The organism is Candidatus Pelagibacter sp. HIMB1521 (assembly GCF_052047875.1).
Lineage (GTDB): Bacteria > Pseudomonadota > Alphaproteobacteria > Pelagibacterales > Pelagibacteraceae > Pelagibacter.
Genome location: NZ_JBNAIZ010000011.1, coordinates 69,516 through 79,903, shown reverse-complemented (window position 1 = coordinate 79,903; position 10,388 = coordinate 69,516). Strand labels below are relative to the sequence as shown.

Below are 10,388 nucleotides of genomic sequence, written 5' to 3'. Positions count from 1 at the left end.
ATATAATTTTGTTGAATTACAATTAGTTAATAAAAATAATTCTAAAAAAAAAATATTAACATACATAATAATATTAGCTCTATTATTTACTGCTGGTGTATACAGACATTTAAACGATAAACTTACAAGTATTCAAAAAACTTTTGACAAAGATCAAATAACAAAATGTCATTTTGATATTAATGAAAATAACGATTTTGATTATAAGACTTTTTATTCAAAAATTTGTAATGTTGGTGATTTAAAACAAAAAAATAGTTATTTTGTATTTGGTGATAGTCATGCGTATCAATTAAGTCATTTGATTAATGATGTTTTTTCAGACTTGAATATAAAGTCTTATTTTATTTTTAAAAATGGTTGCCCTCCTTTAATTATTTCTAGAAAAGAGAATGAAAATATTGATTCAGTTAAATTGAAATCTAAAAATTGTTTAAAATTAAATCACGCAATTTATGAACATATAAGAGCTAATGATATCAAAAACATAGTTTTAATTGCTAGGTGGAATTTTTTTACAAGTGAAGGATATAATAAAAATAGAAAAACTAGCAAATATTTTGGCAATAATCTTGATTTAGCCGAAAATCAAAAACTTTTAGAAAGACTATTAAAAATGACTATCGATGAATATACAAAGCTTGGAATAAATATCAATATAATCGCAGATATACCTGAGTTAAAAGACCATCCATATAACATTTATTCAGATGCTTATAAAAACAGAGATATTATAAATTTTCTTGATAATAGTAGAATAAATATTGAGGAGTTTAATGAGTCTTATAAATTTATCTTAAACTTAATGGATGACTTAAATAAAAAAAATGAAATAAAAGTTTTTTTTCCTCATAATACCTTATGTAAAAGTAACAAATGTGTAATTGGAGAAATTGACAAACCTTTTTATAAAGATGAAAATCATATTAGTTTTGAAGGAAGTAAACTTCTTAAAAGTGATTTAACAAACTTTTTTTTCAAAGAAATTCAATAACATAACCATAAATTGTATTGTATTCTGTTTGTATTGAGCAATATGGAATAATCAGTATTAGACCAGTTCTTGAAGAGATAAATTAAAAAAAATTTACTTATTATCCTTGTTCAATTATAAATATTAGCATAAATACTCATGAAATTCATTAATGCCCTCGTGGTGAAATTGGTAGACACAAAGGACTTAAAATCCTTGCCGCTTGCGGAGTGCCAGTTCGAGTCTGGCCGAGGGCACCATTAAATGAACAAACTACAAATTATTTCTGATAAAAATAATAAATCCTTAAATATAAAAAATATTTTATTAAAAAAAATTAGTTCTAATAATTTTCAAAACAAAAATTTAACTATTGTTATTGGAGGTGATGGTTTTATGCTCCAAACTCTTAAAAGAAACAAAAATTCAAATAAATTTTTCTATGGGATTAACTCTGGAAACTACGGTTTTCTAATGAATAAATTTTCCTCAAAATATATTATAAAAAACCTTTCCAAAGCAAATATGGTTTCAATTTCTCCTTTAGAAATGATTGTAAGAAATAAAAATAATCAAATCAAAAAATCTATAGCTATTAATGAAGTTTCTGTATTAAGGCAGAGTAGACAAGCAGCTTCATTATCAATCAAACAAGGTTCTAGGCAAATTATAAAAAAATTAGTTTCGGATGGAGTTTTGGTGTCTACACCTGCTGGAAGTACTGCTTATAATTTATCCGTTCATGGACCTATATTAAGTCTTCATTCAAAAAAATTATCGATATCTCCAATTAGCGCATTTAGACCAAGAAGGTGGAAGGGTAAAATAGTTAATGATAAATCTAAAATTGTTATCACAAATCTCAATCCATCTAAGAGACCCATTAGTGCAGTTGCAGATAATTTGGAAGTCAGAAATGCAAAATCTATTACTATTAAAATAAATAATAAAATTAAGTTTAATCTTCTCTATGATAAAAGTAGAAGTTTACAAAAAAAAATTAAAATTGAACAAATAAGAAAAGAAACAAGTTAGATTTAATCAATAATTTTAATCCAATTATAATAGTTGCTTTAGTTTTATTTGCAGGATTTTTTGCATTTAAATTAATGTCATTCTTTGGTTGTTATGTTAGTATCAAGAATTTTGATAAGTGTTTGAAGTTAACTGCTTGGTAAAGAAAGAAGTGGTGCCCCCGCACGGATTCGAACCGCGGACCTATTGATTACAAATCAATTGCTCTACCAACTGAGCTACAAGGGCAACATTTGATGTATAATAAATAATTACTTTATTTCAAGATAAATAAAATCACCTGATCTTTTAAACTATTTAAACATATAGAAAATCAATAATATTAAATGATCTTATTTTTCCATGTATCAGGAGTTATCTCATTTTCTATTTCTAATTCATAATTATATTCAAATTTTTTAGGCCCTCTTTTTTTTATATGATCTATCATTTTACTAATTACTTGCTTAAAACTTTTTTTAGATTTGTAACCTAATTTTATAGAGGCTTTTTCTGAGGAACATATTGCGTCTTTTACTTCATTAACTCGTTCTGGTTTATATATTGGTGATTTGTTAAATTTCAATTGATTTGAAATCTCTTGAAATAAATTATTTATTGTAATTTTTTCATCTTGCCCAGGGCCTATGTTGATAATTTCTGAAACAATATTTGGGTCTAGTATCAGTTTGTCTAAACAGTAAACACAATCATCAACATCTGAAAAACTCCTTGTTTGTTCTCCATCACCGTAAATAATTGGTTGTCTATTTTGCAACATTAAATTAATCATAATCGACGCAACATTCCTAAAAGGATCATCATATTTTTGTTTAACTCCAATGATATTATAAGGAACTGCAATATTATATTCCACACCATAAGTTTCACATAAATTGATAAGTATTTTTTCTGCAGCTAATTTACATATACCATATGGGTCAATAGGTTTTGGATTGGAGTTTTCTAGGTACGGAATTTTTGCTGAACCATATCTTGCGATAGATGAACAAAAAACAATTCTTTTAACTTTGTTTTGGATAGATGCACTAAAAACAGCAGTGGAACCATTAATTATATTTTTTGATATTAGGTTTGGTGAGTATAATGATAAGTTCTCATGAGCAAAAGCAGCTGCATGTATAACTACATCAACATTTTTTATTACTGATTTCATAAATTTTAGATCTTCACAATCAGCTTTATAAAATTTGACTTTTTTATCTAAATTCTTTAAATCACCTCCTATTAAGTTATCACAACCAATCACATTGAAATTTTTTTTAATATAAAAATCAGCTAAATTTGAACCTAAGAATCCTGCAATACCAGTGATGAAAATATTCATATTTTTGGATTATATTAATTGTATTGAAAAGTCTATGATTTTAAGAAATAAATGTTCTGATGATTAGTATAATAAAACATCTAATTAATAAATTTCTTGCATATTTTAATCTCTCAATAATAAACAATAATATGAAAATCGTTGAATTGTCCAATAATGACAATGAGATGATAAAAACGATATCAAGATATTCTATGACGCCAAAAATTCGAATATTTACTCTAATACAATCCCTTAAGCATGTTAACCAAAAAAATATAGATGGAGATTTTGTAGAATGCGGTGTTTGGAAAGGAGGAAATATAATTTTGTTTAAAAAATTTTTAGAAAAGGAATTTAAAAATAAAAATAAAACAATTTATGCCTATGATACATTTGAGGGAATGACCGAGCCAACTAGTGATGATTATGATTTAAAAAATAATAAAAAAGCAAGTCAAATTTTAAAAAAGGATAAAAGCAAAAAAAGTAATTCATGGGGTGTTTGTACTATCGAAAATGTTAAAAGAAATATTCTTAATGAGACAGGAAATCTTGATAATATAAAATTTATTAAAGGTAATGTTGAGGATACTTTAAACGAAGAAAAAAATTTACCATTAAAAATAAGTATTTTAAGATTAGATACAGACTGGTATTTAAGCACAAAGAAAGAGCTTGAAGTCATGTTCAGCAGAGTAATTTCAGGAGGTATTATTATTATAGATGACTATGGCCATTGGAGCGGTTCCAAAAAAGCTGTGGATGAATTTTTTAAAGATAAATACGTTTGGATGCATTATGTAGATTATGCATGCAGGTTAATTATTAAAGATTAATTTTAAAATTTTGATGAAAAATATTTTTATTATTTTTTAATTTAAAAAATAGATATATGCACAGTGAGATAAAATTTTATGGACTACTTTTCTTAAAAGATGAATTTCAAAATTTAAATTTTGATACAAAAAAAATTGATAAACAAAGACTCATTTATCTAAAATGTGCTGCTAATTTAAGCAGAAGTTTAGGTTCTCTTGGCTATAAATATGTATTGTTATGTAATGATCTGGATAAAATACAAGAAATTTCAATTAAAAATAATCTAGAATTGAATTTAGAAAAAATAAATTTTGAAACATATGTGCCAAATGATATTCATTTTTCACCATGTCACTATAGAGTAGATGTATTCAAATATTTTTCCCAGAAAAAAAATGAATTTTCAATTTTAATTGATCTAGATGTACTTGTTGTTTCAAAGTTACCTCCATTGAAGGAAATTTTCTTATACGGAGAGGGTTATATAAACAATATAAGTGATAATATTTTTCCAGCTTATGGCAAAAAATTTATAAATTCCCAACTTAAAATTATTAATTCATCTGCCTCAACAAAATGGGTCGGTGGAGATTTTTTTGCAGGAAATAAAGAGTTTTATAAATTACTTTATAAATATTCAAAAAAATATCAAACATTTCAAGTTCAAAATAAAAACAAATTAAAAAATATGACTGATGAACTTTTTTTAACCGGTGCAATTAATGAAATTAGTTCTAATGATCTCTACAAAGTTAACGATGTTAATAATTTAAAAATATTTTCACGTTATTGGAGCATAAACATAAATCACAAACAGAAAGATTTTAACTATATAATAAATAATTTCCAATTACTACATTTGCTTGCTGACAAAAAAAAAATATCAAACTTTTATGATGAAAATCTGAGTATTGACGAAACAAGAATTGCCTATGTTGATTATATAAGATCATTAAAACTTATTGGATATAATTTTGGTAGCAAATATTTACCTAAATTTTTAAAAAAAATTATTAAAAAAATTATAAGTAATTGATATTTTGTTGTTTTATATAATTTACTTTTTATTGATATAAATTACTTATTAACTTTTTTTAAAAAATCTAAATGATGAAAAGCTATCGCTGCACTGTTTGATATATTTAAACTTTCGATATTATTATTTATATTGATTTTAACAAAAAAGTCTGTGTATTTACTTGTGTGCTTTCTCATACCAAACCCTTCAGAACCAAATACGAGAATATTGTTTCCCTCCCATTTAACATCAGTAAAATTTTTTTCACCTTTTGAGTCAAAACCATATACCCAAAAGTTTTTCTGTCTTAAATTTTTTAATGTAGAATTTATATTTGATACCTGAAAAATATTCATATGTTCCATACAGCCACTTGCAGATTTATACATCAACTTGCTATCTCTTGGAAAATGTCTCTCTTTAATTATTAATCCATCAATACTAAATGAAGCAGCACTTCTTATTAAAGAACCTATGTTTCTTGGATCAGTCACTTCATCTAGACAGACAAATGTAAGATTATTTTTTCCTTTAATAAATTCTTTTAAATCTGGTTGATCTAAATGTTCAATTTCCGCAACATATCCGTTGTGCATTAATTGATCTTTTGATGTGTATTTGTCTAATTCTTTTTTTGATTTAAAATAGACCTTTACTTCATTTAGAAGATTGTGGTTTGGATTTTTTCTGTGAATATTTTTTTTAGAATCTTCTGTCAAAAAAACTCTTAAAACTTTTCTATTTGGATTACGTAATGCTTCCATTACCGCATGTTGACCAACAATAAAAAAAGATGATTTATTCATAAAATTATGATGTGTTTTACACGTTTTTTAATAGTTTTTCTTAATAAATCACGTGTTGCATTTGGATAAATAAAATATATAAAACGCTTGTTATTTGAAGCTATATTGAACAAGGGGACACTTCCCCAAAGGAGGGGTTCCAGAGCGGTCAAATGGGGCGGGCTGTAAACCCGTTGACTTCGGTCTTCGAAAGTTCGAATCTTTCCCCCTCCACCATTTAATATAATTTTAAATTACAATGGAGTGTTACTCTTGGGGTTGTGCGGGTGTAGTTCAATGGTAGAACGCTAGCCTTCCAAGCTGGATGTAAGGGTTCGATTCCCTTTACCCGCTCCAAGAAATTAAAGTTAAGAAACAAAAAAAAACTGAGGTTAAAAAGAAATGTCAAAAGAAAAATTCGTACGAAGTAAACCCCACTGTAACATTGGGACTATTGGTCATGTCGACCATGGTAAAACAACTCTTACTGCAGCTATAACAAATGTATTAGCTGAAGCTGGTGGTGGAACAGCTGTAGCATACGATCAAATCGATAAAGCTCCAGAGGAAAAAGAGAGAGGAATTACAATTTCAACAGCACATGTTGAATATGAAACTGAAAAAAGACACTATGCTCACGTAGACTGTCCTGGTCACGCTGACTATGTAAAAAATATGATTACTGGTGCAGCACAAATGGATGGAGCGATATTAGTTGTTAATGCAGCTGATGGTCCTATGCCACAAACAAGAGAACATATTCTTTTAGGAAGACAAGTTGGTATACCGGCAATTGTTGTTTACTTAAATAAAGTAGATCAAGTTGATGATAAAGATATGATTGAACTTGTAGAAGAAGAGATTAGAGAACTTTTAACTTCTTACAAATATCCTGGAGATACAACTCCAATCGTTAAAGGTTCGGCTTTAGCAGCAGTTGAAAAAAGAGATGATGAAATTGGAAAAAATTCAATTTTAGAATTAATGAAAGCTGTTGATGAACATATTCCGCAACCAGCTAGAGAAGTTGACAAGCCATTCTTGATGCCAGTTGAGGACGTATTTTCAATTTCAGGAAGAGGAACAGTTGCGACTGGAAGAGTAGAATCTGGTGTAATTAAAACTGGTGAAGAAGTTGAAATCGTTGGAATTAAAGAAACAAAAAAATCTGTTTGTACTGGAGTAGAAATGTTTAGAAAACTTTTAGACTCTGGTGAAGCTGGTGATAACGTAGGAATTTTATTGAGAGGTATTGAAAGAACTGACATTGAAAGAGGTCAAGTTCTTTGTAAGCCTGGATCAATAACTCCTCATACTAAATTTGAAGCTCAAGCCTATATTCTTAAAAAAGACGAGGGTGGAAGACACACTCCTTTCTTTACAAAATATAGACCTCAGTTTTATTTTAGAACAACAGACGTAACTGGAGAAGTAGAATTGCCAGCAGGTACAGAAATGGTTATGCCAGGTGACGATGCTAAATTCACTGTTAAACTGATTACACCTATTGCAATGGCAGAAAAATTAAACTTTGCTATTAGAGAAGGTGGTAGAACTGTTGGAGCAGGAGTAGTAACTAAAATTATAGAGTAACTCTATAAATAGGAGTGTAGCTCAATTGGTAGAGCGCCGGTCTCCAAAACCGGAGGCTGAGGGTTCGAGTCCCTCCGCTCCTGCCAATTTGAGCTAAAGAATTATGAAGAACCCGATTAAATTTATCCAGGAAGTAAAACAAGAAGCTTTCAAAGTTTCTTGGCCTACTTGGAAAGAAACTTTGCAAGGTGCTTTAATGGTATTCGTTATGGCAGTTGTAATGTCATTATTCTTTCTTTTATTAGATCAGGTTCTTAAATTCTTCTTAGAACTATTGTTAAAGGTAAGTATTTAATGAAAAATTGGTACATTGTTCAATCACACTCCAGTTTTGAAAATAAAGTTGCTTCATTAATTAAAGAAGAAGCAGATAAGGCTAAAATAAGTGAGAAATTCGAAGAAATTATAGTTCCAACTCACGATGTTACGGAAGTTAAAAGAGGAAAGAGAATTCAAAGAAAAAAGAAATATTTTCCTGGATACGTACTAATAAAGAGTGAAATGGATAACAATATTTATCATATGATCAAAGGGATAAAGAGAGTTAGTGGTTTCCTTGGATCAAAAGGCATCCCAGTACCTGTTTCTGATAAGGAAGTTGAGAAGATTTTAGGCCAAATTAAAGATGGTGTGGCTCAGCCAAAATCTGGTATAGATTACAGCGTTGGTGAAAAAGTTCAGGTTGTTGATGGTCCATTTGCATCATTTAATGGAATGATTGAAGAAATTGATGAAGAAAAAGCTAGACTTAAGGTGTCAGTTTCTATATTTGGTCGTCCAACACCGGTAGATTTAGAATATAACCAAGTGGAGAAAGTAAGTTAATGGCAAAAGAAATAAGTGGATTCATAAAGTTGCAAATTAAAGGCGGACAAGCTAATCCTGCTCCTCCAGTTGGTCCTGCTTTAGGTCAACGTGGTGTGAATATAATGGAATTTTGTAAAGCATTTAATGATAAAACAAAATCTATGGCTGGAAAACCTGTTCCTGTTGAAATTACTGTTTATAAAGATAAAAAGTTTGATTTTAAAATTAAATCACCACCAGCATCTTTTTATATTAAAGAGGCTGTTAAATTAAAAGGTGGATCAAAAGAGCCAGGAAGAAATATTGTAGCTTCAATTTCAAAAAAACAATTAGAAGATATTGCTAAAGAAAAAATGAATGATTTAAATGCTCACGATATAAATGAAGCAGTAAAAATTATTGCAGGTTCAGCTAGATCAATGGGTATAGAGGTAAAAGAATAATGGCTTCAAAAAGATATAAAAAATTACCTGAAAAAACTAAAGACTTAAATGCAGAGTCTATTGAAAAATTATTACCCGAGCTTAAAAAAAACTGCACAACAAAATTTGATGAATCTTTAGATTTAAGTTTTCAAATAAATAACAAACAAAAGAAAAGTGAAGTCAACATTAGAACTGTGGTAAATCTTCCAGGAGGAACAGGTAAGAAAGTAAAAGTTGCTGTTGTTTGTGAAGATAATAAAGCACAAGAGGCAAAAGATGCGGGCGCTGATATTGTTGGTGGAGATGAGTTTGTTGAACAAATCAAAGGTGGAGATTTAAATTTTGAAAAATTGATTTGCACACCAGGAATGATGGTTAAACTTTCGAAATTAGGAAAAGTTTTAGGTCCAAAAGGATTAATGCCAAATCCAAAACTTGGTTCAGTATCTGAAAATATTAAACAAGCAGTTACTGATGCAAAATCAGGACAAGTTGAAATTAGAAATGATAAAGATGGAAATATTGGAGTAAGTATTGGAAAAAAATCATTCAGTGATGATCAATTATTAAAAAATTATAATGCAATAATAGATGCATTAGAAAAAGAAAAGTCTAACAACACACTCAAAGGTGATTTAATAAAAGGTGTTTTTGCAACCTCTACTATGGGTGTCGCATACAAAGTTAAATTAGGAAAATCGATATAGTTATGATGAACAAAGAACAAAAGAAAAATTATATTGAAGAAATGACCTCTAAATTTGAGAGTAGTAAAGCTGTTATGGTTACACACTATCAAGGATTAACAATGACTCAATTAGATGATTTAAGAGCAAAAATGAGAGAGCATGGTATCGTCTTTAAGATAACTAAAAACAGAATTACAAAATTAGCATTGGAGAAAACTAAGTGTAAAGACCTATCTAATCTTTTCTCAGGTCCTACAGCAGTTGCATTTGGTGAAGATGCAATAATGTCTGCAAGAATCTTATCTAAATTTGCCAAAGATAATGAGAATCTTAAATTAATTGGTGGAATAATGGATGATGAGGTCTTGGATCAGGCAGGTGTCCAAAATGTTGCTAGTTTACCTACACTAGATGAAGCAAGAGCTAATATTGTAGGTATTTTAAACGCTCCAGCCTCAAAATTAATTAGTATTTTGCTTGCACATTCGGAAAAAATGAGTAGTTTGTCGGCAGAAAATTCTGAAACACAACCCAAAGAGTAAAAAAATATGCCTGACCTAAATAAAATTATTGAAGACTTATCAAGTTTGACTGTAGCTGAAGCAGCCGAACTTTCAAAACAGTTAGAAGAAAAGTGGGGTGTAACTCCAATGGCAGCAGCAGCTCCAGCAGCAGCAGGTGGTGCAGCTCCAGCAGAAGAAAAGGATGATTTCACTATCATGCTAGTTTCTGCAGGTGATAAAAAAATCAATGTTATTAAAGAAGTAAGAGCAGCTACTTCATTAGGTTTAAAAGAAGCAAAAGATCTTGTAGAGGGAGCACCAAAAGAAGTTAAATCAGGTGTTAACAAAAAAGATGCCGAAGAGATCAAAGCTAAGTTAGAAGCTGCTGGCGCAAAAGTAGAACTTAAATAAATTAATTAGAAAGAATTCAAA

13 protein-coding genes and 5 tRNA genes are annotated in these 10,388 nt (G+C 29.0%); 15 read left to right on the top strand and 3 right to left on the bottom strand.

Going from position 1 to position 10,388, the window contains the following annotated elements; genetic code table 11:
- The 3 genes from ACTTA5_RS05850 to ACTTA5_RS05840 all read left to right on the top strand — a co-directional run.
- Positions 1 to 994 (top strand): SGNH hydrolase domain-containing protein (locus tag ACTTA5_RS05850; protein WP_440648621.1); only part of this gene is annotated, 994 nt, incomplete at its 5' end.
- Positions 995 to 1,147: 153 nt separating this feature from the next.
- Positions 1,148 to 1,233 (top strand) — tRNA-Leu (locus tag ACTTA5_RS05845).
- A 4-nt stretch (positions 1,234 to 1,237) separates the two neighbouring features.
- Positions 1,238 to 2,008 (top strand): NAD kinase, encoded by a 771-nt coding sequence (locus ACTTA5_RS05840; protein WP_440648619.1) that lies wholly within the window; start codon positions 1,238 to 1,240, stop codon positions 2,006 to 2,008.
- 152 nt (positions 2,009 to 2,160) lie between these two features.
- Here the strand turns inward: ACTTA5_RS05840 and ACTTA5_RS05835 are convergent.
- Positions 2,161 to 2,236, bottom strand: a tRNA-Thr gene (locus ACTTA5_RS05835).
- A gap of 94 nt (positions 2,237 to 2,330) precedes the next feature.
- A complete protein-coding gene (locus tag ACTTA5_RS05830) occupies positions 2,331 to 3,335 on the bottom strand; it encodes an NAD-dependent epimerase/dehydratase family protein (protein ID WP_440648617.1) in 1,005 nt (334 codons plus the stop codon).
- 131 nt (positions 3,336 to 3,466) lie between these two features.
- Here ACTTA5_RS05830 and ACTTA5_RS05825 point away from each other — a divergent pair, with 131 nt between their 5' ends.
- Together ACTTA5_RS05825 and ACTTA5_RS05820 are read left to right on the top strand one after the other, a co-directional pair.
- Positions 3,467 to 4,153 carry a TylF/MycF/NovP-related O-methyltransferase gene (locus ACTTA5_RS05825; protein WP_440648615.1) on the top strand — a complete coding sequence of 229 codons (687 nt, stop codon included), beginning with the start codon at positions 3,467 to 3,469 and terminating at the stop codon, positions 4,151 to 4,153.
- Between the two features lie 56 nt (positions 4,154 to 4,209).
- The gene (locus tag ACTTA5_RS05820; protein WP_440648613.1) at positions 4,210 to 5,172 is read left to right on the top strand and encodes a hypothetical protein; all 963 of its coding nucleotides are present in this window, start codon (positions 4,210 to 4,212) and stop codon (positions 5,170 to 5,172) included.
- A gap of 41 nt (positions 5,173 to 5,213) precedes the next feature.
- Here the strand turns inward: ACTTA5_RS05820 and rlmB are convergent, their stop codons facing one another.
- Entirely contained in the window at positions 5,214 to 5,960 is a 747-nt protein-coding gene (gene rlmB / locus ACTTA5_RS05815) for a 23S rRNA (guanosine(2251)-2'-O)-methyltransferase RlmB (RefSeq protein ID WP_440648611.1), read from the bottom strand.
- Between the two features lie 130 nt (positions 5,961 to 6,090).
- Between rlmB and ACTTA5_RS05810 the strand changes: the two genes are divergently transcribed.
- The 10 genes from ACTTA5_RS05810 (at position 6,091) to rplL (ending at position 10,367) form a co-directional block, all read left to right on the top strand.
- A tRNA-Tyr gene (locus tag ACTTA5_RS05810) sits at positions 6,091 to 6,176 on the top strand.
- A 46-nt stretch (positions 6,177 to 6,222) separates the two neighbouring features.
- Positions 6,223 to 6,296: transfer RNA gene (locus ACTTA5_RS05805), tRNA-Gly, on the top strand.
- 45 nt (positions 6,297 to 6,341) lie between these two features.
- Positions 6,342 to 7,532 carry an elongation factor Tu gene (tuf, locus tag ACTTA5_RS05800; RefSeq protein WP_262589086.1) on the top strand — a complete coding sequence of 397 codons (1,191 nt, stop codon included), beginning with the start codon at positions 6,342 to 6,344 and terminating at the stop codon, positions 7,530 to 7,532.
- Between the two features lie 10 nt (positions 7,533 to 7,542).
- Positions 7,543 to 7,618 (top strand) — tRNA-Trp (locus tag ACTTA5_RS05795).
- A gap of 17 nt (positions 7,619 to 7,635) precedes the next feature.
- Positions 7,636 to 7,827: a preprotein translocase subunit SecE gene (gene secE / locus ACTTA5_RS05790; RefSeq protein ID WP_440648609.1), complete on the top strand. Its 192-nt coding sequence runs from the start codon at positions 7,636 to 7,638 to the stop codon at positions 7,825 to 7,827.
- Positions 7,827 to 8,357 (top strand): transcription termination/antitermination protein NusG, encoded by a 531-nt coding sequence (gene nusG, locus ACTTA5_RS05785; protein ID WP_262589089.1) that lies wholly within the window; start codon positions 7,827 to 7,829, stop codon positions 8,355 to 8,357. Before secE ends, nusG begins: the two co-directional genes overlap by 1 nt.
- A complete protein-coding gene (gene rplK / locus ACTTA5_RS05780; protein ID WP_262589090.1) occupies positions 8,357 to 8,782 on the top strand; it encodes a 50S ribosomal protein L11 in 426 nt (141 codons plus the stop codon). Before nusG ends, rplK begins: the two co-directional genes overlap by 1 nt.
- Complete coding sequence (rplA, locus tag ACTTA5_RS05775; RefSeq protein ID WP_440648607.1) at positions 8,782 to 9,471, top strand: 50S ribosomal protein L1; 690 nt, start codon at positions 8,782 to 8,784, stop codon at positions 9,469 to 9,471. Before rplK ends, rplA begins: the two co-directional genes overlap by 1 nt.
- A gap of 5 nt (positions 9,472 to 9,476) precedes the next feature.
- Positions 9,477 to 9,995, top strand: a complete 519-nt coding sequence (gene rplJ, locus ACTTA5_RS05770; protein WP_440648623.1) for a 50S ribosomal protein L10 — start codon at positions 9,477 to 9,479, stop codon at positions 9,993 to 9,995.
- Positions 9,996 to 10,001: 6 nt separating this feature from the next.
- The gene (gene rplL, locus ACTTA5_RS05765; protein ID WP_262589092.1) at positions 10,002 to 10,367 is read left to right on the top strand and encodes a 50S ribosomal protein L7/L12; all 366 of its coding nucleotides are present in this window, start codon (positions 10,002 to 10,004) and stop codon (positions 10,365 to 10,367) included.
- Positions 10,368 to 10,388: the final 21 nt, after the last annotated feature.

Coding starts and splice junctions, on each gene's coding strand:
- rlmB (WP_440648611.1), bottom strand. CDS start 5,960: ATGAATAAATCATCTTTTTTTATTGTTGGTCAACATGCGGTAATGGAA.
- rplK (WP_262589090.1), top strand. CDS start 8,357: ATGGCAAAAGAAATAAGTGGATTCATAAAGTTGCAAATTAAAGGCGGA.
- rplL (WP_262589092.1), top strand. CDS start 10,002: ATGCCTGACCTAAATAAAATTATTGAAGACTTATCAAGTTTGACTGTA.
- ACTTA5_RS05830 (WP_440648617.1), bottom strand. CDS start 3,335: ATGAATATTTTCATCACTGGTATTGCAGGATTCTTAGGTTCAAATTTA.
- nusG (WP_262589089.1), top strand. CDS start 7,827: ATGAAAAATTGGTACATTGTTCAATCACACTCCAGTTTTGAAAATAAA.
- ACTTA5_RS05840 (WP_440648619.1), top strand. CDS start 1,238: ATGAACAAACTACAAATTATTTCTGATAAAAATAATAAATCCTTAAAT.
- tuf (WP_262589086.1), top strand. CDS start 6,342: ATGTCAAAAGAAAAATTCGTACGAAGTAAACCCCACTGTAACATTGGG.
- ACTTA5_RS05825 (WP_440648615.1), top strand. CDS start 3,467: ATGAAAATCGTTGAATTGTCCAATAATGACAATGAGATGATAAAAACG.
- ACTTA5_RS05820 (WP_440648613.1), top strand. CDS start 4,210: ATGCACAGTGAGATAAAATTTTATGGACTACTTTTCTTAAAAGATGAA.
- secE (WP_440648609.1), top strand. CDS start 7,636: ATGAAGAACCCGATTAAATTTATCCAGGAAGTAAAACAAGAAGCTTTC.
- rplJ (WP_440648623.1), top strand. CDS start 9,477: ATGAACAAAGAACAAAAGAAAAATTATATTGAAGAAATGACCTCTAAA.
- rplA (WP_440648607.1), top strand. CDS start 8,782: ATGGCTTCAAAAAGATATAAAAAATTACCTGAAAAAACTAAAGACTTA.